Source organism: Martinezella hainanensis (assembly GCF_900094555.1).
Classification (GTDB): Bacteria; Pseudomonadota; Alphaproteobacteria; order Rhizobiales; family Rhizobiaceae; genus Rhizobium; species Rhizobium hainanense.
On the sequence record NZ_FMAC01000008.1, the window covers coordinates 152,897 to 174,895 of the forward strand.

At 60.6% G+C, this 21,999-nt stretch carries 22 protein-coding genes; 8 read left to right on the forward strand and 14 right to left on the reverse strand.

The features are described 5' to 3' along the window. Nucleotides 1-111: 111 nt before the first annotated feature. Nucleotides 112-762 carry a TetR/AcrR family transcriptional regulator gene (locus tag GA0061100_RS24055; RefSeq protein ID WP_075855339.1) on the reverse strand — a complete coding sequence of 217 codons (651 nt, stop codon included), beginning with the start codon at nt 760-762 and terminating at the stop codon, nt 112-114. A gap of 99 nt (nt 763-861) precedes the next feature. Between GA0061100_RS24055 and GA0061100_RS24060 the strand changes: the two genes are divergently transcribed. After that, nucleotides 862-1,692 carry an NmrA family NAD(P)-binding protein gene (locus GA0061100_RS24060; RefSeq protein WP_075855340.1) on the forward strand — a complete coding sequence of 277 codons (831 nt, stop codon included), beginning with the start codon at nt 862-864 and terminating at the stop codon, nt 1,690-1,692. Continuing rightward, nucleotides 1,689-2,168, forward strand: coding sequence for an anthrone oxygenase family protein (locus GA0061100_RS24065; protein ID WP_075855341.1), 480 nt, complete (start codon nt 1,689-1,691; stop codon nt 2,166-2,168). Before GA0061100_RS24060 ends, GA0061100_RS24065 begins: the two co-directional genes overlap by 4 nt. A gap of 43 nt (nt 2,169-2,211) precedes the next feature. Here the strand turns inward: GA0061100_RS24065 and GA0061100_RS24070 are convergent, their stop codons facing one another. The 6 genes from GA0061100_RS24070 to GA0061100_RS24095 form a co-directional block, all read right to left on the reverse strand. Next, nucleotides 2,212-3,363, reverse strand: coding sequence for a GGDEF domain-containing protein (locus tag GA0061100_RS24070; RefSeq protein ID WP_075855486.1), 1,152 nt, complete (start codon nt 3,361-3,363; stop codon nt 2,212-2,214). Nucleotides 3,364-3,555: 192 nt separating this feature from the next. Then, entirely contained in the window at nt 3,556-4,596 is a 1,041-nt protein-coding gene (gene pyrC, locus GA0061100_RS24075) for a dihydroorotase (RefSeq protein WP_075855342.1), read from the reverse strand. 144 nt (nt 4,597-4,740) lie between these two features. Beyond that, nucleotides 4,741-5,373: a nucleoside triphosphate hydrolase gene (locus GA0061100_RS24080; protein ID WP_075855344.1), complete on the reverse strand. Its 633-nt coding sequence runs from the start codon at nt 5,371-5,373 to the stop codon at nt 4,741-4,743. Then, a complete protein-coding gene (locus tag GA0061100_RS24085; protein ID WP_208621575.1) occupies nt 5,370-6,179 on the reverse strand; it encodes an ATP-binding cassette domain-containing protein in 810 nt (269 codons plus the stop codon). Before GA0061100_RS24085 ends, GA0061100_RS24080 begins: the two co-directional genes overlap by 4 nt. Next, nucleotides 6,155-7,219, reverse strand: a complete 1,065-nt coding sequence (locus GA0061100_RS24090; RefSeq protein WP_075855345.1) for an ABC transporter permease — start codon at nt 7,217-7,219, stop codon at nt 6,155-6,157. The genes GA0061100_RS24085 and GA0061100_RS24090 overlap by 25 nt, the downstream gene beginning before the upstream one ends. Before the next feature lie 172 nt (nt 7,220-7,391). Then, nucleotides 7,392-8,417 carry a sugar ABC transporter substrate-binding protein gene (locus tag GA0061100_RS24095; protein WP_075855347.1) on the reverse strand — a complete coding sequence of 342 codons (1,026 nt, stop codon included), beginning with the start codon at nt 8,415-8,417 and terminating at the stop codon, nt 7,392-7,394. Between the two features lie 246 nt (nt 8,418-8,663). Between GA0061100_RS24095 and GA0061100_RS24100 the strand changes: the two genes are divergently transcribed. Continuing rightward, nucleotides 8,664-9,911: an ROK family transcriptional regulator gene (locus GA0061100_RS24100; RefSeq protein ID WP_075855348.1), complete on the forward strand. Its 1,248-nt coding sequence runs from the start codon at nt 8,664-8,666 to the stop codon at nt 9,909-9,911. After that, the gene (locus GA0061100_RS24105; protein WP_075855349.1) at nt 9,895-10,329 is read left to right on the forward strand and encodes an RbsD/FucU family protein; all 435 of its coding nucleotides are present in this window, start codon (nt 9,895-9,897) and stop codon (nt 10,327-10,329) included. Before GA0061100_RS24100 ends, GA0061100_RS24105 begins: the two co-directional genes overlap by 17 nt. A 220-nt stretch (nt 10,330-10,549) precedes the next feature. Here GA0061100_RS24105 and GA0061100_RS24110 read toward each other — a convergent pair whose 3' ends face one another. The 6 genes from GA0061100_RS24110 to GA0061100_RS24135 form a co-directional block, all read right to left on the reverse strand. Beyond that, entirely contained in the window at nt 10,550-11,587 is a 1,038-nt protein-coding gene (locus GA0061100_RS24110; protein WP_075855351.1) for a 4-hydroxyproline epimerase, read from the reverse strand. 14 nt (nt 11,588-11,601) lie between these two features. After that, nucleotides 11,602-12,312 carry an SDR family oxidoreductase gene (locus GA0061100_RS24115; RefSeq protein ID WP_075855488.1) on the reverse strand — a complete coding sequence of 237 codons (711 nt, stop codon included), beginning with the start codon at nt 12,310-12,312 and terminating at the stop codon, nt 11,602-11,604. Between the two features lie 216 nt (nt 12,313-12,528). Beyond that, nucleotides 12,529-13,833: an alpha/beta hydrolase gene (locus GA0061100_RS24120; RefSeq protein WP_143525524.1), complete on the reverse strand. Its 1,305-nt coding sequence runs from the start codon at nt 13,831-13,833 to the stop codon at nt 12,529-12,531. A gap of 547 nt (nt 13,834-14,380) precedes the next feature. Further along, entirely contained in the window at nt 14,381-15,262 is an 882-nt protein-coding gene (locus GA0061100_RS24125) for an aldo/keto reductase (RefSeq protein ID WP_075855353.1), read from the reverse strand. A gap of 209 nt (nt 15,263-15,471) precedes the next feature. After that, nucleotides 15,472-16,116: a TetR family transcriptional regulator gene (locus GA0061100_RS24130; RefSeq protein WP_075855354.1), complete on the reverse strand. Its 645-nt coding sequence runs from the start codon at nt 16,114-16,116 to the stop codon at nt 15,472-15,474. Nucleotides 16,117-16,179: 63 nt separating this feature from the next. After that, entirely contained in the window at nt 16,180-16,827 is a 648-nt protein-coding gene (locus GA0061100_RS24135) for a class I SAM-dependent methyltransferase (protein WP_075855356.1), read from the reverse strand. Between the two features lie 216 nt (nt 16,828-17,043). On the opposite strand from GA0061100_RS24135, the gene GA0061100_RS24140 reads away from it, so the two are divergent. Beyond that, nucleotides 17,044-17,964, forward strand: a complete 921-nt coding sequence (locus GA0061100_RS24140; protein WP_075855357.1) for an oxidoreductase — start codon at nt 17,044-17,046, stop codon at nt 17,962-17,964. Nucleotides 17,965-18,036: 72 nt separating this feature from the next. Here GA0061100_RS24140 and GA0061100_RS24145 read toward each other — a convergent pair whose 3' ends face one another. Continuing rightward, on the reverse strand, nt 18,037-18,528 hold the full coding sequence (locus GA0061100_RS24145; protein ID WP_075855358.1) for a BA14K family protein: 492 nt from the start codon (nt 18,526-18,528) through the stop codon (nt 18,037-18,039). Between the two features lie 132 nt (nt 18,529-18,660). Between GA0061100_RS24145 and GA0061100_RS24150 the strand changes: the two genes are divergently transcribed. The 3 genes from GA0061100_RS24150 (at nt 18,661) to GA0061100_RS24160 (ending at nt 21,905) form a co-directional block, all read left to right on the forward strand. After that, a complete protein-coding gene (locus GA0061100_RS24150) occupies nt 18,661-19,110 on the forward strand; it encodes a MarR family winged helix-turn-helix transcriptional regulator (RefSeq protein WP_075855360.1) in 450 nt (149 codons plus the stop codon). Beyond that, a complete protein-coding gene (locus GA0061100_RS24155; RefSeq protein ID WP_075855362.1) occupies nt 19,107-20,663 on the forward strand; it encodes an MDR family MFS transporter in 1,557 nt (518 codons plus the stop codon). The genes GA0061100_RS24150 and GA0061100_RS24155 overlap by 4 nt, the downstream gene beginning before the upstream one ends. Before the next feature lie 339 nt (nt 20,664-21,002). After that, nucleotides 21,003-21,905 carry a GNAT family N-acetyltransferase gene (locus GA0061100_RS24160; protein ID WP_075855363.1) on the forward strand — a complete coding sequence of 301 codons (903 nt, stop codon included), beginning with the start codon at nt 21,003-21,005 and terminating at the stop codon, nt 21,903-21,905. Nucleotides 21,906-21,999: the final 94 nt, after the last annotated feature.

The window sequence follows — 21,999 nt, forward strand, 5'->3', positions numbered from 1 at the left end:
CAGCGCTAATGTTCCAGCGGCAATAGCAGCAAGCGGCCCGAGTTTCCAGACGTATGAAAGGTTTTGCAGGTATCGCCGCGGCTGCCGCGGGCAAAGACGGGTCCGAGCGAACTACCGGGCAAGCCCGAGGTCGGCAGGCAACATGGTCTTGAACAGCGCGATCACCTTGTCGCCCTCCTCGCGGTCGATCGAAATCGCGTAACGGACGGCAGCGGCGACCAGCTGCATGGTCAATCGCGCTGTTCTTGCGAGCTCGGAATGGTCGCGCTCCGGCCAGAGGCGTTCGAGAACGGTAAGAAAAGCCTGGGAGTGCCACTCCATATCTTCGGCATCGACCTGCTGCAGCAGCTTGTCGGCATGGGTGGCGTGCCAGATGTCGCGCATGACGGGCTCTCCCAGAAACATCGCATAGTAGCCGTCGACGATCCGGCCAAGGGCTGACGGGAGCTGATCGCGGCTTTGGATCGCTATCAGCTCATCCTCGACGCATTGCCGTCCCTGCTCGTTGAAGCGCTCGGCCAGCACGCGGATGATCGCTGTCTTGTCCGGGAAGTATTGATAGAGCGAGCCGAAGGACACGCCGGCCTTTTCGACGATCTCGCCCATGCGCAGCGCATCGCTGCCGTTCCTGGCGATCAGATCGGATGCCACCGACAGGATCAGGTCCACGCGCTCACGGCCACGTTGCTGGCTCGGGATGCGGCGCGGCGTGCCCGCCTCGTCCTTGCTGCGCCTGCGTCTCGCGATCTGTTCCTCGGTCATTTCATTCCCTGCCTGTGACTGTTGACAAGCAATATAAGAGAGTTTATCACATTTCGCAAATGAGAGAGTTTATCACATTTTACGCTGGAGGAGCTTGAAATGCAGATCTCGACAATTGCCATCATCGGTGGATTGGGAAAGACCGGCGGTCGGGTCGCCGAGCGGCTGAAGGAGCGTGGCATCATGGTCCGCGCCGCCTCCCGCTCAACGACGCCCCGCTTCGATTGGCAGGAGCGCAGCACCTGGCGTCAGGCGCTGGAAGGCGCTTCTACCGCTTATGTCACGTTCCAGCCCGATCTTTCGGTCGACTGGGCGGCTGAGGCTATCGGTGTGCTTGCGAAGACGGCAGCAGAAGCCGGTGTGGGACATATCGTCCTGCTCTCCGGGCGTGGTGAAGACGGCGCCGTTCGCAGCGAGGAGAGGCTCAAGGCTGCCGGCATAGACTACACCGTATTGCGCGCCAGCTGGTTCAGCCAGAATTTCAGCGAGGGCGCCTTCATGGACGGAATTCTGCAGGGAAAGCTGGCGTTGCCGGCCGGCGATGTACCGGAGCCTTTCATCGATGCAGACGACATTGCCGACGCAGCCGTCGAATGTCTCATCGATCCCCGCCATCGCAATCAGACCTACGAGTTGACGGGACCCTACGCCCTGACCTTTCGCCAGGCGGTTTCCGAAATCGCGGCCGCTTCCAATAGGACCGTCCAATACGAAACGGTTCCAATCGAAGCCTTTATCGCCGAGATGACCGCCTACGGACTGCCGCAGGAGACGACTGATCTCCTGCATGAACTCTTCACGCAGGTTCTCGATGGCCGCAACTCGCCTGTCATGGATGGCGTCAGCCAGATCCTTGGCAGGAAAGCCAAAAACTTTTCCGACTACGCCCGTGAAACCGCCGCAACCGGCATCTGGAGTGTCCAGCCATGACCTTTCCGATCACGACTATCGCCCTCATCGTCGCCGCGATCAGCAGCGGCCTTCTCGCCGGCGTCTATTTCGCCTTCTCGACCTTTGTCATGCAGGCCTTTGCCCGCCTTCCCGTCGATCAAGGGATCGCGGCGATGCAATCGATCAACACGACAATCGTGCGTTCGCCCTTCATCGTGCTGTTCCTGCTGACGGCAGCGCTCTCGATCTTCATCGCCGTGATGGCCATTCTTTACTGGCGGGGCGGCACCAGCATGATGATGCTGACGGGTGCTGCGCTCTATATCATCGCGAGCTTTCTTTCGACCATGGTGTTCAACGTGCCGCTGAACGATGCTCTGGACAAGCTCGACGGCCATTTGGCAGAGTCGGCACAATTATGGTCCAGCTATCTCAGCGACTGGATGCGGTGGAACCATGTACGCACAGTCGCCTCGCTCTTGGCCGCATGCGCCTTCGTGAAAGCGCTGTTCTAAGAGCGTTGGTATGGTGGCGGTGCAGCTCGCCAAAGATTGCCGGTTAGACAGCCCGCAGATAGGCCGCGACCTCAACACGGTTGCGGCCGTTTCGCTTCGCCTCGTAGAGCGCCTTGTCGGCAGCGCGAAGCACGTCGTCGAAGCCGAGCCCTTTGATGGTACCGGTCGCGACGCCCGCACTGACGGTGCAGGCGAAGGATTTGTCTTCGATGCTGACCACCCGTGCCGCAAAGGCATCGCGCACCCGCTCGGCCACCTGCTCCGCACGACCCGGCAGGGCATTGTCGAGTACGAGCGCAAATTCCTCGCCGCCAAGACGGGCCACGGTATCGGAAGAACGCAAACCGAAGGAAAGTTCCTCGCCGAAAAGCTTGAGCACGAGATCGCCGGCGGCATGGCCATGCTGATCGTTGATCGTCTTGAAGCGATCGATGTCGAAGATGATGACGGCCATGGAAGGGCCGAAAGTGCGGCGCCCATGGAGATCGAACAGAGCCCGACGGTTCAGCAGCCCGGTTAGAGCATCGGTGATCGCCTCCTGACGGTGAAACGCGGCCTGACGCCACTGATGCAGGGCAAGCGACAGCGCCCCGATCCCGGTCATTCCGGCAATGCAGATCGCAAGGCTCAAATCCTCCGCCCAATTGTTGGGCGCGTGACCGAGCACGAGCTTGCCATCTGCGATCAATACGGCCGCGCACAGCGCGAAGGAAATCGCCGTCAGCGTGTAAAGCGCGGTGATGCCGTAGAGCGGCGTCGGCGCCTCACGCCGGCTCAGCCAGTATTCGCGCGCCGTCAGAACCAGAAGAACGCAAATGACGAGGTTGTCACCGATAAATGCCAACCCGTCATAGCCGGCCAGCATCGGCCCGACCGATGCTGCTATGCCCACCAGGCAACCAAAGACGAAGCGAATTTTGGAAAAGCGACGCGTGCGGAACTGGTAGCCGGCCACCCAGATCGCCGCAAAGCCGATGAAGAACAGCACGAAGGTCAGAATTGCAAAAACCGGGCGCGGCGTGTCGACGTAGGAGCCGTAGATGAAGATGCCGCCGACGAGAGGCACAAGACCGGCCGAGCAGGTCAGGAGAAAAGTATCGGGCCGGCGCGAGAACCAGCTTCCGACCAAGGTAACCGCAAGGCATGACGCGGAAACGCCGAGGGCCAGAAGAAGCGAGTTGTAATCGACCAGCATCATGCTCTTTCAACGGTTTGATTTCTACCGCAGGGGATTGCTGCCACGCTAGGCCGCCAGGGGTATCAAATTAGTTACGGCAAATAATAAAGAAAATGTATTTCAACAAAATATACGTTCCAAATTGCGGCATACACCAATGGAGTGTTGAAATACAGCTCCATATTTTTACTTATGTAGATTAAACTTAAATTAAGTCTCAACATCCCAGTGCAGGGGGAACATCGGATCGAAAACGGTGACCGGACCGGCGCCAGTTTCAACCCTTGCCGGGAAGGTTACAGCCTCAACCCGTCGCACCAAAGTGATGCTATCCTCGTTGACCGGCAGGCCATACCAGGCCGGACCGTTCAGGGATGCAAAAGCCTCAAGCTTGTCCAATGCGCCTTCCTGCTCGAAGACATGGGCAAGGCAGCTCATGGTGTTGATCGACGTGTAAATGCCGGCGCAGCCGCAAGCGCATTCCTTCAGCGGATCGACATGCGGTGCGGAATCCGTACCGAGGAAGAACCTGGCGTCGCCGCTCGTTGCTGCGGCACGCAGCGCCAGACGATGGCTTTCGCGCTTGGCGACCGGCAGGCAGTAATAATGCGGGCGAATGCCGCCGACGAGGATGGCATTGCGATTGATGATAAGGTGATGCGTCGTGATCGAGCCAGCGAGATTGGCCTTTGCCGATTTGATGTAATTCACGCCGTCCGATGTCGTCACATGTTCCATCGTGACCTTCAATTCCGGCAGGCGCTGGCGCAGCGGATCGAGCACGGTCTCGATAAACACGGCCTCACGATCGAAAATATCGACCTCCGGCGTCGTGACCTCGCCATGCACGCAGAGCGGCAGGCCGATCTTCGCCATGCGTTCCAGCACCGGCATTGCCTTGTTGAGATCCCGTACGCCGCCATGCGAATTGGTCGTCGCACCGGCCGGATAAAGTTTGACGGCTGAGATGAGACCGCTCTTCTTGCCCTCCTCGACATCGTCGGGATTGGTGTGTTCGGTCAGATAGAGCGTCATCAGCGGCTGGAAACGATCGCCCGCCGGCAGCGCTTTCAAGATACGCTCGCGATAAGCGGTCGCATCCGCTGTGGTTACGACCGGCGGCACGAGATTGGGCATGATGATGGCACGGGCGAAATGCCTGGAGGTGTCGCCGATCACGCCTTCGAGCATGGCTCCGTCACGCAAATGCAGATGCCAGTCGTCAGGACGGCGGATGGTGAGCTTTTGCATGGGCGCGACCTCTGGAAATGTGAGCGCGATCCTGCCCGAAAGCCGCCTCGGCCTTTTCGGGATCGTGCTCTTTGCTATCGCGCTTCGATAGCACCATACGCCCCCGCAAAACAATCCGCGACGGCGGTTAAATGATGGTCGGGCTCAATCCTGCACGATGTCGATAGTGACGTCTGCGCGGCGGCGATTTTCCAGAATCAGCCGACCGTTCGGCAGATCATTGCCGTAGACTTTGGCGCTGGCGGCCTCTTCGTCGAGATCGTAGCCCCTCCAGCGCGCCCACAGCCGCTCTTCCAGCACTTCCATCGGCGGGGCAAGCATGATCGAATAGTCGAACATACCTTCCAATTCAGCCCATTTCCCCTGACTGAACAGCAGATAATTGCCCTCGATGACAATAAAGCGGTGATCGGCCGAGACGATGCGGGCCGAGGCGATGGCAATCTCTCGCGAACGGTCGAAGACCGGCACCAGCACCTCCTGATCGGCGGCGCGCACGGCCCTGACGATATCGAGAAAGGCGCGCACGTCGAAACTGTCAGGCACGCCCTTCCGCTTCAAAAGTCCCTTCTCGATCAGGACCGCATTATCCATGTGGAAGCCGTCCATCGGCAGGACTTCCGCGCTCTCGCTCCTAGCCTTCAATGCCTTGGCGACATTGTCGGCCAGTGTGGATTTGCCGGCGCCGGGAGGGCCGGCAATCGCGACCAGGAAACGTTTCGTGTTGCCGGCGCGTGCGATGATCTCGCCGGCAACATCGTCAAGAGAAACGCTCATGCGGCAACATTCTCGACCGGCGGAGCCTTGGCGCCGGTCATGAAGGCAACAGCATCGGACATGGTATAATCCTTGGGATTGATGACGGTCAGGCGTCGTCCAAGGCGATGGATATGAATGCGGTCCGCCACCTCGAAGACGTGCGGCATATTGTGCGAGATCAGCACGATCGGCAAGCCGCGAGCGCGCACGTCAAGGATGAGTTCGAGAACCTTGCGGCTTTCCTTGACGCCGAGGGCGGCCGTCGGTTCGTCCATGATGACGACCTTGGAGCCGAAGGCGGCGGCGCGCGCCACGGCCACACCCTGACGCTGGCCGCCGGAGAGCGTTTCCACCGCCTGATTTATGTTCTGGATCGTCATCAGACCCAGCTCGGTCAGCTTGTCGCGGGCACGCTTTTCCATCGCCGGCCGGTCGAGCATGCGGAACACCGAGCCGAGAATGCCGGGCCTGCGAACTTCGCGGCCGAGGAACATGTTGTCGGCGATCGAGAGCGCCGGCGACAGAGCCAGGTTCTGATAGACCGTTTCGATGCCGGCCTCGCGCGCCTCCATGGGCGAGCGGAAGTGAACGGGCTTGCCTTCCAGCTTGATCTCGCCCTCATCCGGGGTGACCGCGCCGGAGATCGCCTTGATCAGCGAGGATTTGCCGGCGCCGTTGTCGCCGATCACGGCGAGGATCTCGCCGGGATAGAGATCGAAATCGGCATTGTCGAGCGCGGTCACGCGTCCATAGCGCTTGACGAGACCGCGGGCAGTGAGAATGGGTTCGCCGGTCGTGGTCATGCCGATACCTTTCTGATCCATTGGTCGATCGCAACGGCGCCGATGATGAGGACGCCAGTCAGAAGCACCTTCCATTGCGGGTCGGCGCCAAGCATGTTGAGGCCCATGGAGACGACACCAACGATCATGGCGCCGAACAACGTGCCGAGGATCGAGCCGCGGCCACCGAAGAGCGAGATGCCGCCGATGACAGTTGCGGTGATTGCCTGAAGATTGAAATCGGTCACGGCAGACGATGGCGAGACCGAGCCGTTGCGGCCGATGGAGACCCAGGCGGCAAGCGCTGCGATCAGTCCCGAAACGCCATAGACGGCGAGAAGCACCTTCTTGGTCTGGATGCCGGCGAGTTTCGCCGCTTCCGGATCGTCGCCAACGGCATAGACATGCCTGCCCCAGGCGGTGTGATTGAGGACATACCAAAGGCCGATGACGAGAAGCACCATGGCGATGACGCCGAGGGTCAGCACGGCACCGCCGACGCGGAAGCTCGCGGCAAACAGATGCAACAGCGGCGCCTTTTCATCGACATCGGTGTCGCGGATGGTTTCATTGGCGGAATAGATGAAGTTCGTCGCCATGACGATATTCCAGGTGCCGAGCGTCACGATGAATGGCGGCAGCTTCATATTGGCGACGAGGAAGCCGTTGAGCAGCCCGCAGAGGCCGCCCACGGCCATGCCCGCAACGATGGCGATCGGCGTCGGCAAGCCGTATGTCACGGCGACATTGCCCATGACGACCGAGGAAATGACCATGATGACGCCGATCGAGAGATCGATGCCGGCGGTCAGGATAACCAGCGTCTGCGCCGCGCCGAGAATGCCGACGATGGCGATCTGCTGCAGGATCAGCGTCAGCGTATAGGCGGAAAAGAACTTCCCGCCGATCGTGATACCGAAGATCACGATCGCCAGCACCAGGACGATCAGCGGCACCGCCGCCGGCGTCGAATGCAGAAAGTGCTGCACGCGCTTCAAAAGAGAGACATCGTTGTGCTCGAACGAAGCGACGTTCTTGTCGCTGCCGTCGAGAACACGTTCGAATTCCTGTGCTCCGGACATAATTATTCCTCCGCCACCGCGCACATGCGCGGAAACCGCCGGCTGTTAGGGGCCAGCCAGGATCTGAGCCCGACCGACGTGACTGTTGCGATTGTCTGCTCCCTGTAAAAGAGCCGCGCCAGCAGGCGCATGACGCGGCTCCCGAAGGGACTATATCACATTCGTGCGAGGCTTAGCCCCAGCACTTGTTGAGGCCTTCCTTGGTGTCGATGGACTTCAGGCCGGAAACCGGCTTGTCCGTCACGAGGGAAACGCCGGTGTCGAAGAAGGTCTTGCCTTCGGTCGGCTTCGGCTTCTCGCCGCTATCGGCGAACTTCTTGATCGCCTCGACGCCAAGGGCCGCCATCATCAGCGGATACTGCTGGGCAGTTGCGCCGATGACGCCATCCTTGACCGACTTGACGCCCGGGCAACCGCCGTCGATGGAAACGATCAGCACCTGCTTTTCGAGACCGACGGCCTTCAGAGCCTGATAGGCGCCGGTTGCAGCCGGCTCATTGATCGTGTGGATGACGTTGATGCTGGAATCCTTCTGCAGAAGGTTTTCCATGGCCTTGCGGCCTCCTTCTTCGTTACCGTTGGTGACGTCATGGCCAACGATGCGCGGATCGGTTTCGTCGCCGATCTTGTTCGGGTCCTTCGGGTCGATGCCGAAGCCGATCATGAAGCCCTGGTCGCGCAGAACGTCGACCGAAGGCTGCGACGGCGTCAGATCGAGGAAGCCGATCTTGGCATCCTTGGCCTTGTCGCCCAGCGTTTCCTTGGCCCACTGCCCTACGAGCTTGCCGGCGAGCAGATTGTCGGTGGCGAAGGTGGCGTCAGCGGAATCAGCCGGCTCAAGCGGCGTATCCAGCGCAATCACCAGCAGGCCGGCATCGCGTGCCTTCTTGACGGAGGGAACGATACCCTTGGTGTCGGATGCGGTGATCAGGATGCCCTTGGCGCCATCGGCGATGCAGCTCTCGATCGCGGCAACCTGGCTTTCGCTGTCGCCATCGATCTTGCCGGCGTAAGACTTCAGCGTCACGCCGAGTTCCTTGGCCTTGGCGGTCGCACCTTCCTTCATCTTGACGAAGAAGGGATTGGTATCGGTCTTGGTGATGAGGCAGGCGGATACGCCGGCAGCCTTGGCAGGGGCTGCGAATGCAACGCCGATCGCCAGAGCGGCGACTGCTGCGGAAATAACAGATTTCTTCATTCAATCCTCCCGATGTTTGAAAAGCCGGACCCTCCGGCAGCGCCGGGCCTGAACCCGACTTGAAGTTGCGCCATGCCTGTCGGATTATTTCCTGCGGACCTCCTCCACGGCCATATGCGCATCTCCTACGACCATATCTGAGCCTAAAGATTTCCGGCTGTCAATAAATAAATCGGATTGAATTATTAATTCGATGTGGCATTCTGGAAAGAAATAAGGCATGGCCATGATGGAAGGAGCAGGCCCATGTCTCTCGTGCACGACCCTGAGGACACACCCACAACACCCGCGATTCTCGACCCCACCGGGGGTGCGAACCAGCTTGGCGTACGCGCCCATAACGAACGGCTCGTGCTTTCGCTCGTTCGCCGTCATGGTGCGCTCTCGAAAGCCGATATCGCGCGACGGAGCGGCCTTTCGGCGCAGACGGTGTCCGTCATCATGCGGGAGCTGGAGAAAGATGGGCTGCTGTCGCGCAATGCGCCCGTGCGCGGCCGCGTCGGCCAGCCGTCCATTCCCATGCGTCTCAATCCGGATGCGGTGCTCTCCTTCGGCGTCAAGATCGGCCGGCGCAGCGCCGACCTCGTGCTGATGGATTTCGTCGGCGGCATCAGGATGCAGCTCCATCAGACCTACCCCTATCCGCTGCCGCAGGACATCATCGCCTTCGTCACGGCCGGCATCAAGGAATTGGAGGGGCGCCTCAGCGATGAGCAGCGTCGCAAGATTGCCGGAATGGGCGTTGCCGCGCCGTTCGAGCTCTGGAACTGGGCCGAGCAGGTGGGAGCACCGTCCGGAGCCATGGATGTCTGGCGTGGCTTCGACCTAAGAGCCGAAATCGCCTCGCGGGTCGCTTACCCCGTCTTTCTGCAGAACGACGCTACCAGCGCCTGTGGCGCGGAACTCGTTTTCGGCGTCGGCCCACGGTATCCGGATTTCGTCTACTTCTTCATCGGTTCCTTCATCGGCGGCGGCATCGTCCTGAATTCGTCCGTCTTCGTTGGCCGGACCGGGACGGCCGGCGCACTCGGCCCCCTGCCCGTGCGCGGCCGCAACGGCGAGAACCGCCAGCTTCTGGAGATCGCCTCGATCTTCGTGCTCGAGAATCTTCTGCGGGATCACGGTTTCGACCCGCGCCCCCTCTGGTACTCGGCGGATAACTGGATCGATTTCGGCGAGCCGCTGGAGATCTGGATTCAGGATACGGCCAAGGCGCTGGCGCAGGCGATCGTCGCCGCCGCCTCGGTTCTTGATTTCAGTGCCGCCGTCATCGATGGCGGCTTCCCCGACTGGGTGCGGGAACGCGTGGTGCGCGCGACGACGAAGGCCGCCGCCGAACTGGACCTCCAGGGGGTCGTCATGCCTGAAATCATCGAGGGCGCCGTGGGGCCACAGGCCCGCGCCATCGGCGGCGCGAGCTTGCCGATCTTCGCACGCTACCTGATCGACCAAAACGTTCTTTTCAAGGAGATAGAGCATGCTGAAGGGCATTGACCCGCTGTTGAGCCCGGAACTGCTGGCGACGCTGCGCGCCATGGGCCATGGCGACGAAATCGCCCTCGTCGACGGCAATTATCCCGGTCTCGAACATGGGCGCCGTCTCATCCGCCTCGACGGCCACGGCGTCATACCCGTGCTCGACGCCGTGCTGAGCGTGCTGCCGATAGACGATTTCGTGCCACAGGCGATATTCCGGGCGACCGTCAAGCAGGACCGCGATGCCATCGATCCCGTTCATGCGGAAATGATCGAATGCTGTGCGCGGCATGTGCCAGACATCAGGGTCGTGCCGTTGCTGCCGGCAGAATTCTACGAGCGGGTGAAGCAGGCGCATGCGCTGATACAGACCAGCGAGCCGCGGCTCTATGGGAATATCATTCTGCGCAAGGGTGTGATTTACCCGCAGGGATAGGAAAGTGCTCCTCATCCGGCCTCCTGAGCTTGTCGAAGGGGGGCCACCTTCTCCCCGCTCGCGGGGCGAAGGGGATGGACGCACCTGCAGCCTTCCTTCCGGCAATTTGCCTAGACGAAGATGCAGAACTAGTCCTCTCTCCCCGTCCAAACGGGGAGAGGGTTAGGGTGAGGGGCCGAACTCTCCATGCGATGCAAGGGAGTGGATTCCTCTTCTAGCCTCAAATATCCCCCGCCGAAGGTCCCCAGACATCCGTCATGGCAAAGCCTTCCGACATTGGATCGAAGGGGTCGAGGGCCACCTGGCTAAGGCCGAAGGTGAAGCCGCGGCCGGTGATCGTCGGGATGATAGCCGGCTTGCCGGCCACCTCTGTCTCCGCCTGCAGGCCGACTTCGAACTCCGAACCGATGATCGAACGGGATTTGAAGACATCGCCGACCCTGGCTTTGCCGCGCGCATGCAGCGTCGCGAGATTGGCAGAATTACCAGTGCCGCAGGGTGAACGGTCGGCGCGGCCAGGCCACATGGTGGTGCAGGTGCGGATGGCTCCATCGGCATCGATGTCGCGGAACATCACATAGGCAACGCCTGAAATCGCCGGAATTTCCGGGTGAACGACGGTCATCGCCCGGTTGATCGCTTCCTTGATGACCATGCCGGCCTGAACGAGGGCAGCCGCATTGGACTTTTCGATGGTCAGGCCGATCTGGCCGACATCGACGAGCGCATAGAAGATACCGCCATAGCAGAGGTCGAGCGTGACCCTGCCCCATTGCGCCGTATCGAGTGCAACATCGAGCTCATGTACGAAGGATGGCACCATGGTCAGCCGCACCTTCTCGCAACGGCCGTCACGGCAGGTTGCGGTGGCGCGGACGAGGCCGGCGGCCGTGTCAAGCGTGACGACCGTTTCCGGCTCCTTCATTTCGACGATGCCGGATTCGAGCAATGCCGTGGTCACGCAGATGGAATTCGAGCCCGAGCTCGCATGCGCCTGATCCGGTTGCAGGATGATGAAGCCGGCGTCGGCATCGGGATTCTTAGCCGGCAACAGAAGATTGACGGAGCCGATCGGCGCACCGCGCGGCTCCAGCACGAGAAAGCGGCGCAGCTCCTGCCCCTTCGGATCGGTATTCAGCCAATGAAGCTGCTCGGCGATGCTGTTGCCGGGGATTTTTGGGACGCCGCCGATGGCAACCTTGCCGATTTCCCCTTCGCAATGAACATCCAGCAGCTGGATCGTGCGCTTCCATCTCATCTCATAGGCTCCAATCAGACGTGTCGCGTAATGCCGCCGTCGACGCGGATATTCTGGCCGGTGATGTAGCCTGCGCCATCCGACAGCAGGAAGGCCGCCGTCTTGGCGATTTCGCTCATCAGGCCGATGCGCTTCATCGGTACCTTGTCGGCCGTTTCCGGCTTGTGGTTCAAGCTGTCGATATAGCCGGGCAGGATGCAGTTCATGCGGATATTGTCGGCCGCGTAGCGATCGGAATAGAGCTTGGTGAAGGCGCCGGCGGCGGCGCGATATGTGCAGGAAACCGGGAAGACCAGCGACGGCTCATAGGCGGCGAATGTGGTGATGTTGACGAAGGCGCCCTTGCCCTGCTTCAGCATGACCGGCGTCACCAGCCGCGCCATACGCACGAGCGACAGGATCATCATATCCGAGCCGAGCGTCCAGTTCTCGTCCGAAATATCGAGCAGATCGCCCTTTGGCGGATGACCAGTGTGATTGACCACGGCATCGATGCGGCCATAGGTCTTCATCGTCAGGTCGAAGATCGCCTGGATATCTTCCGCCTTTTCGGCAACACCGCGCGAGGCGACGCCGCCGAGCTCGGCTGCCAGCGCCTCGCAGCTTTCCGACGGCGACATCAGCGCCAGCCGATAGCCATTGGCGGCAAGCTCACGGGCAATCGCTTCGCCCATGCCACGGCCACCGCCGGTAATCAGTGCAACGGGCTTTTCGGTATCGGACATGGTTTCCTCCTGGTTGCGGCTGATGCGAACGGCGTCCTGCCGAGCGTCGGTTTGATCCCTGTTATCATATCGGCCGCCAGCCGACCTGTCGCCGGTGATGTCCAAAACCATTCGCGCCAATGGGTTCGATTCTCTGATATATCAGATTGCTCGGCATAGCTATGGGGTTTTGTAGCGGCCGTGAAGGCTGCCGCTGCAGATCGCGTCACGAATGAATTATTGCTGCAGCGCTTCCCCGACATTGCTGCCGGTCGCCTCGACACTGTCGCCGAGCGAGCCAACGGTATTGCCGGCCGAAGCGCCGACACGGCGCCATTGCTCGCCATAATTTTGTCGCGTGCGAGGATCGAAAATCGCGATCGGGGCACTGACGGCGGCACCCGCTACACTGCCGACTGTCTGGGCAGCGCCCATGGCAACTGCACCGACGGCATCGCCGATGCCGACATCGGAATCGGTGATCGTCTGGCCGGCGATCAACCGGGCGCCAATCAGTTTCACCACTTCCGGGCTTTCGGCAAACTTGCCGTGATTGAGGCCATCGCCGGTCTTGAGCTTGGTGAGATCGAGCACGGTAATCCCCTGCTTCTCCAGCTCGCTGCGATAGGGTTCGGCCGTGGGGTCGATCTGGCCGAGGCGGTCGATATTGCCGGAAATACGGCGTGAGAGGGAAAGCGCGCGATCATCGCGCGAGACGAACAGCGTGAAATGCGGCTTGTCCTTGCCGAGTGCCGCGAACTGCCTTCCGAAGACATCGACATCGAGATCGGGCGACGCCAGGATGACGTTCTTGATCTTCGGCGCGACGCGGCCATTGCGGATCGCCATCTGCCGTAGCGATTCGACCGCGAGCCAGCTGCCCATCGAATGCGCCATGACGGTGATGTCGCCGACGGAAGGATCGGCCGCGACGCGGCGCAGCAGCTCTTCCAGCGAGTCGCGGGAATAGTTGGTGCTTTCCTTGTCATAAGCATAGTCGAAAATGCTGGCGCGCGACGGCCAAGTAAACACGATCGGCGCGACGTCGGCATGCGAATCGTGAACGATCTGCGCAAAGCGGTAGACTGCATCCTCATAGCGGTTGTTGAAGCCATGCACGAAGATCAGCACCCGCTTGTTTTTCGGCAGTTCCGCATGCAGCCAGGCGCGACCATCCGCCTCTGTCGCCAAGGGCTTGACGGCGGTGGTGACGAAATTCTTCAGCGGATTACCTGGCAGACGGTTCGGCCACTGCACCTGACCGACCTTGCGATTGGCCTCCGGCGGGATGGAGACACTGACGGCATCGACCTTGAGCCCCGGTCCGCGCTCGCCCGAAAACAGAATGGCCGGGTCCTTGTCCGGCAGGCGTGTCGTCGCAACAAGGAGATCAACCTTGGATGTGCCCGGCACGTTTTCACTGACGGGCTGCATGACCCCGATGGGACGGCCGCATGCGGCCAGCGACAATGTCGCAACGATCGCTACAGTTCGGAAAAAGAGCTTTCCCCATCGGTCCGAACCCGTCATGCGCTGCATCATGCAACCCTTCCTTACCGCCATAACGTTGCGCCACTCTACGCATGGATACCTGCGGCGCAAGCGACTCCAGCGGTTCCTGACCACATGATGCGATGCTAATTCGCGACGGCATTGCAAAGGCGCAACGCCTTTAGACGTCCGGCAAATCATTGAGGAAGTTAGGATAAAAAAAGAGCCCGATGCGGGAGGAGGATGCATCGGGCTCTTGATCCGGATTGGCAACTGGGAGGAGGAGGAGTGTTGCCAATCATTGAAGGAGCGCTGGGAGGAGGAGTGCGCTGCCTTCGAGAGATTAGATATAACGCGAGAGGTGTCGTGAATAGACCGGCTTTCGCATTGCAGCATTGCAGTGAGCGCATTGCTTTCTTCATGGATGCCGAAAATATCGCATAGCGCCGGCATTTTCGGGGGGCTTGCGCCTATTTTACAGTCGTTATTTGCCCAACTCCCGAGATTCACATGATTGTGATCGTCGTTTTTGCATTGGGCGTGGCCCCCGCTGGCATCCGGCCGGCGGGCAACCGCTACCGGCCGGACCACTTTCTGTTCAAGCCGCCCTGAATGCCTTCTTGCCTTCGGCATCGAGCGCTGCGAACTCCTCGTCGGACAGAACGATATCGACCGCCGCAGTGTTTTCCTCGAGATGCTTGACCTTGCCTGTTCCGGGGATGGGCAGCATCACGGGGCTGCGCTTCAGCACCCAGGCAAGTGCAATCTGGCTCGGGGCGGCATTGTGCTTCTTCGCGATGGTATCGAGCAGCGAGCCTTCCTTGGCGAGATCGCCGGCCGCCAGCGGGAACCAGGGAATGAAGCCGATTCCGTGCTTTTCGCAATAGTCGAGCACGTCTTCGCTGGTGCGGTCGACCAGATTGTAGCGGTTCTGCACCGTCACCACCTTGAAATGCTTCGATGCTGCCTCGATGTCAGCAACAGACACTTCGCTCAGGCCCGCATGGCGGATGATGCCATCATCCAGCAGCGATTTCACGGCATCGAACTGCTCGGCCGCCGGCACCTTGGAATCTATGCGGTGCAGCTGCCAGAGATCGATGCGGTCGACACCGAGATTGCGCAGGCTCTTGTGTGCCTGCTGGATCAGATATTCGGGGCGACCCAAAGGCACCCAGACGTTCGGGCCGGTGCGGGTAAGACCGCCCTTGGTCGCAACCACGAGACCGTGGCCATAGGGATGCAGCGCTTCCTTGATCAGACGTTCGGAAACGTCCGGCCCGTAGGAATCGGCCGTATCGATGAAATTGATGCCGAGCTCAGGCAGGCGCCTCAGCGTCCGGACGGCTTCGTCATGGTCTTCGGGCTCACCCCAGATACCGGCACCGGTGATGCGCATGGCACCGAAACCGAGACGATGAACGGGAAGGTCACCACCGATCTTGAACTGACCGGACTTGGCTGCGTCGAATTCTGACATGGTTATAGTCCCTTTTGCTGATCTGAAATGTATCTGGCGTTTCCGGCGTCCGGGGAGGAGCCGAGATTTGAAGGGCAAATCGTGGGTTTCGCGAGGGAGAGATACAGTCGCGACCCGATACTAGATGGGTCTGCATCACGGCATATGCAATGCATCGACGTGCGATGCATTGCGACCGATCAAGGCGGGGCTCCCCTAGCCTAGCGCGGTCATGTGCGCTGTTGTACCTGCTCACCGAGATCGGCAAGCGCTGCCCAAAGCTCATCGAACATGGTGCGAGCGAACTGCTCCACCGAAACATTCTGCGGAGATTGCGTCCAGCGCTCACCGCCGATGCGCAGCATCGTCACGACGGCGGCCGCAAGCATGCCAAGACGGAAGCGTTCCTCCTGGCTGCCGCTGCCACGGGCAAGCAGCGCGTCCGCGAGCTTCTTCTCCAGCTTGGCATATTTCAGCTGATCGCGGGCTTGAAGCGTCGGCGTATCGTGGATCAGGGCAGCCAGAGCAAGGCTTTGCGGATCGGCGATGGCAGTACGAAGAGCGGAATTGACAGCCGCCTCGATGACTTCGACAACCGAAGCATCTTCGGGCTGGGTGGCGACGGCGCCGATCAGCTCACGGGCGAAGCCATCCTGCCAGGCGGCAACGACCTCTTCCTTGCTGGGGAAGTAATCAAAGAAGCTGCGCTTGGAAACATCGGCGGCCTCGGTGATATCCTCGATGGTGGTGGCGTCAAATCCGCGCTCGAGAAAAAGCCTCAGGGCGGCGGATTCGATGCGTTCGCGGGTTTGGCGACGCTTGCGCTCGCGCCGGCCTTCCTTCACCGCGCTATCGACCTCCGGCTTCTTCGCCATCTGCTACCCCTGCCAGGCATTCACTTCGGGCCGCCCCAAATCGGCCTTTCCGGTTTCCGGCGCCTAAGCGCTGATTCCGGCATTCTCACCGGTGCTACGATATTTGGAGCCGGTGATCGAGAGCTCCAGTGGATTTTGCCGCGATATCCTGTAGACGCCGGCCGGCGGAATGTTGCGCACCGTACCGCCGATGCGCTTTGCGGTGAGCCCGAGGCTTTCAAGGATCGGTTTCTGCACTGGACAGCGCGGGCCGTAGGTGAACTGATAGAAAGCCCCACCCGGCTTCATGGTTTCGAAGGCGCCGCCGACAATGGCTGCCACCTTGGAAGGCGGCATGGACAGCAAGGGCAAGCCGCTGATGACGGCACCGAAAGGCGCATCGTCGAAAAGACCACATTGGCCAAGCTGGGCCGCATCCATATGCACCACTCGCGACTCGGGGAAACGCCCGCGCAAACGGACGGCGAATTCCTCGCCGAATTCGACGAGCGTCAGCGCGCTTTCGGGGATACCACGCGCCAGCAACGCCCTTGTGAATACGCCGGTGCCAGGGCCAAGCTCGAGGACCGGACCATCGAAGGGCTCGATCTCCTGTGTCATCAATCTCGCCAGCCGCTCGCCTGAGGGCGCCACCGCCGCAACGCGCATGGGATTGCTCACCCAGGAGCGAAAGAACTGTACGAAATCAGCGCATGAGGTTTTTGTCGTCATTCCGCACATCCAATCTCCGGCGATAAAATATGATGAGGGCCGAACAGCGTGGCAATTCAAAGGCATGCCCCGCCATTAGACCGTTGAAAGTTCTTGATATGCAAGCACCATCGCACATTTTGCGTTCATATATTTTCATTTATTGCAAACTTGCATTTAGTGTAGAAATAACCAGATACAATGGGCAATGCCAAAATCTCTTCACAGGAGCCCGCAATGCCAGACTGGACAATAAAGGATATTCCGCCGCAGACAGGTCGAATCGCAGTCATCACCGGCGCTAACAGCGGTATCGGCTATGAGGCGGCAAAGGCTCTGGCAGATGCCGGCGCAAAGGTCGTCATCGCATCGCGCAACGAGGCCAAGGCCAACGAAGCACTCGCCAAGATCCGCTCGGCAACACCCGGTGCAGACGTGACATACGAGGCGCTCGATCTTGCCAGCCTCGATTCCGTCGCCCGTACGGCCAACCGCATCGCCGATACGCTGCCGCATATCGATCTACTCATCAACAATGCCGGCGTCATGGCCATTCCCGATCGGCACGAGACCGAAGATGGTTTCGAGATGCAGATGGGCGCCAATTATATCGGCCATTTCGCCTGGACGATGCGGCTGCTGCCGAAGGTTTCTGCGGCCGAAAATCCGCGAGTAGTCACGGTCAGCAGCCTGGCGCATCGCAGCGGCAGGATCAATTTCGACGATCTGCAATGGCGCAAGCGCTATCGGCCTTGGCCTGCCTATTGCCAATCAAAGCTGGCAACGCTGCTCTTCAGCCTGGAACTCGATCGCATCGCACGCGCTGAAGGCTGGAAGCTCAAAAGCATGGCCGCCCATCCCGGCTATGCGGTCACCGGTCTTCAGACGGCAGGACCACGCATGGGCCGCAACAGGCCGGGCAGTCTTGAACTCCTGACAAAACTGCTGGAGCCGTTTGCATCACAATCGGCAGCAGCCGGCGCCCTGCCGACGCTCTTTGCCGCCACTGCACCGACCGCGGAAGGCGGCGCCATGTATGGCCCGAACGGCTTCTATGAGCTCAAAGGCCCGCCAGTACGGGCCAAGATTGCCGCTCATGCCCATGATCAGGCGATCTGGCGGCGGCTATGGGACGTCTCCGAGCAGTTGACCGGCTGAAGGGTGCCGGGCCACAACGACCTTAAAAAATCCCTCTCCGCGTGACGGAGAGGGATTTCGACATGTGCGATATCACCGACTAACGCACTGACGGCGCGGACCATTGGTCGGCTGATAGGTATTGTCCGACACACGATAGGTCTTGTAGCGGCTTGCGCACCAGCGAACATGCGCGCTGCCGCGCGGCGGCTGCGAAACGGCCCCGCCGATGATTGCTCCGGCGGTGAATGCAGCCATCGGATACCACCAGCCATCATGGCGCCGATAGCCGGGACGGTGATAGCGATAGCCGCGATGACCATGCCAATAGCCCGGGCGATGATGCGGACGGTGGTGGGGACGATAATGCGGACGGTGACGCCCGCGGTAGTGCCTGTTGTGGTGGCGATATTGAACTTCGGTCAGGCCAGCGGGCTGATCACCCGTCTGCTGGATTGCCGGCTGGATCAGCGGCTGGATCGGTGCGGCCGCCGCCGGGTCGAAAGACGTTACGGCAAGCAGGGCACTCAGGGCAGTCACTGTTACGGTTGTCAGGAATCGTTTCACAGCTCTTCTCCTCCTCATGAGTCGCAAATACTGATGAACAACGCGCAATGATTGAAAATCTTTCACAATATTATCGCTTGCGCAAGTACATGCCGCACGATAGGTCTATAGATAGGAAGCCTATCTATCTATACGCGAGCGAGACTATCGATGACCAAAACCGACCAGCATCAAGGGATCGAGGAGGCCTACGCGCTGGCCGAGGCGTTGCGTCCCGCCCTCCATCGCCTGCATCGGCAATTGCGGCGCGAGAGCGACGAGGCCGGGCTGTCGCCGCTGCATGCCTTGCTGCTCGTCGCCATCATGCGCCAGCCAGGCATTGGCGTTGCCGAACTGGCGCGGATAGAGAGACTGCGCGGACCGACGATCTCAGGACATGTGAAAGCCATGGAGCGGGATGGCCTCATCGCCCGTTCGGAGCCAGACCCGAGCGACCGCCGCCGCAATGGTCTGGTGGCGACGGCGAAAGGCGAAGAAATCATCCGCAACCTGAAACGGCGGAGAACCGACTGGCTCGCCTCCGAACTTGCCAAACTGTCGCCGCAGCAGCGTGACGCCATTCGCGCCGCAATCGAACCGCTCATGGAGATCGGACAATGAATACGGCTCGTCCGAATGCTGTCCCACCATCAGCTCCGACGGCAGGCGAGCCGCCCGATCGTCGCGAGATCCGCGCCGTCATCCTCGGACTGATGATCGTTCTCGGCCTCGGCGCCATCGACCAGAGCATCGTTGCGACGGCACTGCCGCGCATCGTCAGCGATCTCGGCGGCCTGACGCACCTCTCCTGGGTCGTCAGCGCCTATGTGCTCGCCTCGACCAGCACCATGCCGCTCTACGGCAAGCTCAGCGACCAGTACGGCCGCAAGCCGATGATCTATACGGCGATCCTGATCTTCCTTCTGGGCTCGGTGCTGAGCGGCATGGCGCAGACGCTGATACAGCTCATCATCTTCCGGGCGATCCAGGGCATCGGCGCCGGCGGCTTGCTGCCGTTGGCGCAGATCATCATCGGCGACATAGTGCCGCCGGCCAGGCGCGGGCGCAATCAGGGTTCGATCGCAGCGGTATTTGCGATCTGCAGCGTCATCGGCCCGATCGCCGGCGGCGTCATCACCGACCTCCTGTCATGGCACTGGATCTTCTACGTCAACCTGCCGATTGGCGCCGTCGCCCTCGTCATGATCGGCAGGGCGCTGAAGCGGCCGCATCATACGCGCAGCCGCCGTATCGACTATCTCGGCGCGGCTCTGCTGACGAGCTGTACAACCAGTTTCCTGCTGGTGCTTGCGCTCGGCGGCAATGAATGGGCCTGGAACTCGCCAGAGATCTTCGGCCTCTCCGCCATCGCCCTCGTGCTCTTCGTCTTCTTCATCCTGCATATCCGGCGCGAACCAGAGCCGGTATTGCCACCCGATCTCTTCCGTAACCGGCTCTTTGTCGTCGCCTGCATCGTGCTGGCCCTGACCTTCATGGGCATGCTGGGAGCAAGCCTCTTCTTTCCGCTATTCTTCCAGATGGTCATGGGGGTCAGCGCCTCGCATTCCGGCCTGCTCACCGGCCCGCTGATGATCGGCGTCGTCATCTCTTCCATGGTCAATGGACGTGTGCTGCTGCATCGCTTCGGACGCTACAAGCCGGCGCAGCTCTGCGGCCTCAGCCTCGCAACCGCCGCCTTTGCCGTGCTCGCCTGGGCGGCCGCCACCAGCCAGGGCTTCTGGGTAATCGAACCGACGATCTTTGCTCTCGGTCTCGGCCTTGGCCTCGTCATGCCCACCATGACGATCGCGGTGCAGAACGCCCTTCCCCTCGCCCATCGCGGCGTGGGAACGGCGACGCTCGCCTTCTTCCGTTCGCTCGGCGGCCTCATCGGCGTTACTGGTTCCGGCGCCATTCTTGCCTATCGCGTACAGAATGCTGGCGGCGTCCTCGACGGGATGCATGTATCTTCATTGACCGAGGCCGGCATGAAGCAGCTCGCGACTGCCCCCCCCGAAGCGCATGACGCCGCGATAGCGCTCTATCGCCACGCGATCGCCATGACCTTTGCGACGGGCACGGCGATCGTGGCCTTGGCGCTGATTGCGCTGCTTTTTCTACCGGAATTGCCGTTGGCGACGGATCATGGGCAGGAAGCAAAGCGTCAGGGCTGATCGGCGCGGGGCAATTGCAGTCACCCGGCAACAAGCCCGGCTTAAGCCAGCGCTGCCCGCGGAAAGGCGCGCATTCGCAATGCGGGAGTGCCATGCTCTCGATCTAAATGAGTATGCAAACAGCGCGCGGGGCAGGATGAAATTGGTAGAGCGTGTGTTATGATCACGGCCTTGTGATCAAAGAATGTGCCCCGGAGAAAGGAGGTATCAAGCCTCCGGTTTCTCCAATTGGGACGAAGGGTGCCGAAAGCGCAGCGGCGAGGTTCGAGACGGCAGTCATGACCGGCCGGTACGACGCGTTACGGCGCTCTATCGCGGGAACATTTGCGGGGTTATCCAATGCCGCTTGTTTACAGACCTGCCCTTGCGGACGATTTGGCCGCGACCGATGCCCTGGTGGTTGCCAGCATCAACGATCTTACCGTTCGGCATGGCTTCGGTGCGATGGCGGCGGCAAGCGCTCCCAACTTTCAGCTGTTCTCGCTCAAGGACGACCCTGATGGACTATGGGTCGCGGACGATGGTGGAGAAATCCTCGGCTTCGCCTGGAGCTGGGTTTGCGGCAATGTCTGGTTCCTTGCCCAGCTGTTCGTCGATCCCGCCCGGCAGGGTCAAGGCATCGGAAATGAACTCTTGGAACGGACCATGGAGCACGCCCGGAAATCAGGCGCGGCTCACAAGGCACTGATTACTTTCACCTTCAATCGCGTCTCGCAAGGCCTCTACATGCGGCACGGCCTCTTTCCCAAGATGCCGATCTACTCTTTCAGCGTCGCACGCGAACGGGTGAGCCGGACATTGCCGGAGCCGCGGTTGCACGCCATCCCACTCGACACCGGTGGCACGGCGATGGAAAATCTTGTCGAGATCGATGCCCGTGCCATAGGCGTCTCGCGGGAGAAGCATCACCGCTATCTGCTTGGCGACCCATCGACCGCAGGCTTTTTGCTCTGCGCTGGCGATGATATTGTCGGCTATGGCTATATCAGCTCCAACGGGCATATCGGCCCCCTCGCTGTCGCGCGGCCTGATTTTCTTCATGATGCTTTTGCGACCGCGTTGAAGCTGGCGGCGGATGGCTCTGCCGAGAACATATCGGCGTTCCTGCCGGGCACATGCGACAGCGCCTTGAGCCTTGCGATCAACCAAGGCATGCGGATCACTTTTCCGATGCTATTGATGGCATCGCCCGGCTATGGCGACTGGACTCAATATCTGCCGCGAAATCCAGGCTTTATGTGACCGGCCATCTGCAGCTCCAGCAATGCTGAATGGCTATATTGATTCCAAGCCTTGTCGATTATCGAGATGGGCCAAAGAGCGGCTTGCGTCTGTG

Bases quoted from the DNA above. Each gene is read 5' to 3' on its own strand.
- GA0061100_RS24055 (WP_075855339.1), bottom strand. From the start codon at position 762: ATGACCGAGGAACAGATCGCGAGACGCAGGCGCAGCAAGGACGAGGCG.
- GA0061100_RS24060 (WP_075855340.1), top strand. From the start codon at position 862: ATGCAGATCTCGACAATTGCCATCATCGGTGGATTGGGAAAGACCGGC.
- GA0061100_RS24065 (WP_075855341.1), top strand. From the start codon at position 1,689: ATGACCTTTCCGATCACGACTATCGCCCTCATCGTCGCCGCGATCAGC.
- GA0061100_RS24070 (WP_075855486.1), bottom strand. From the start codon at position 3,363: ATGCTGGTCGATTACAACTCGCTTCTTCTGGCCCTCGGCGTTTCCGCG.
- pyrC (WP_075855342.1), bottom strand. From the start codon at position 4,596: ATGCAAAAGCTCACCATCCGCCGTCCTGACGACTGGCATCTGCATTTG.
- GA0061100_RS24080 (WP_075855344.1), bottom strand. From the start codon at position 5,373: ATGAGCGTTTCTCTTGACGATGTTGCCGGCGAGATCATCGCACGCGCC.
- GA0061100_RS24085 (WP_208621575.1), bottom strand. From the start codon at position 6,179: ATGGATCAGAAAGGTATCGGCATGACCACGACCGGCGAACCCATTCTC.
- GA0061100_RS24090 (WP_075855345.1), bottom strand. From the start codon at position 7,219: ATGTCCGGAGCACAGGAATTCGAACGTGTTCTCGACGGCAGCGACAAG.
- GA0061100_RS24095 (WP_075855347.1), bottom strand. From the start codon at position 8,417: ATGAAGAAATCTGTTATTTCCGCAGCAGTCGCCGCTCTGGCGATCGGC.
- GA0061100_RS24100 (WP_075855348.1), top strand. From the start codon at position 8,664: ATGTCTCTCGTGCACGACCCTGAGGACACACCCACAACACCCGCGATT.
- GA0061100_RS24105 (WP_075855349.1), top strand. From the start codon at position 9,895: ATGCTGAAGGGCATTGACCCGCTGTTGAGCCCGGAACTGCTGGCGACG.
- GA0061100_RS24110 (WP_075855351.1), bottom strand. From the start codon at position 11,587: ATGAGATGGAAGCGCACGATCCAGCTGCTGGATGTTCATTGCGAAGGG.
- GA0061100_RS24115 (WP_075855488.1), bottom strand. From the start codon at position 12,312: ATGTCCGATACCGAAAAGCCCGTTGCACTGATTACCGGCGGTGGCCGT.
- GA0061100_RS24120 (WP_143525524.1), bottom strand. From the start codon at position 13,833: ATGATGCAGCGCATGACGGGTTCGGACCGATGGGGAAAGCTCTTTTTC.
- GA0061100_RS24125 (WP_075855353.1), bottom strand. From the start codon at position 15,262: ATGTCAGAATTCGACGCAGCCAAGTCCGGTCAGTTCAAGATCGGTGGT.
- GA0061100_RS24130 (WP_075855354.1), bottom strand. From the start codon at position 16,116: ATGGCGAAGAAGCCGGAGGTCGATAGCGCGGTGAAGGAAGGCCGGCGC.
- GA0061100_RS24135 (WP_075855356.1), bottom strand. From the start codon at position 16,827: ATGACGACAAAAACCTCATGCGCTGATTTCGTACAGTTCTTTCGCTCC.
- GA0061100_RS24140 (WP_075855357.1), top strand. From the start codon at position 17,044: ATGCCAGACTGGACAATAAAGGATATTCCGCCGCAGACAGGTCGAATC.
- GA0061100_RS24145 (WP_075855358.1), bottom strand. From the start codon at position 18,528: ATGAGGAGGAGAAGAGCTGTGAAACGATTCCTGACAACCGTAACAGTG.
- GA0061100_RS24150 (WP_075855360.1), top strand. From the start codon at position 18,661: ATGACCAAAACCGACCAGCATCAAGGGATCGAGGAGGCCTACGCGCTG.
- GA0061100_RS24155 (WP_075855362.1), top strand. From the start codon at position 19,107: ATGAATACGGCTCGTCCGAATGCTGTCCCACCATCAGCTCCGACGGCA.
- GA0061100_RS24160 (WP_075855363.1), top strand. From the start codon at position 21,003: ATGCCGCTTGTTTACAGACCTGCCCTTGCGGACGATTTGGCCGCGACC.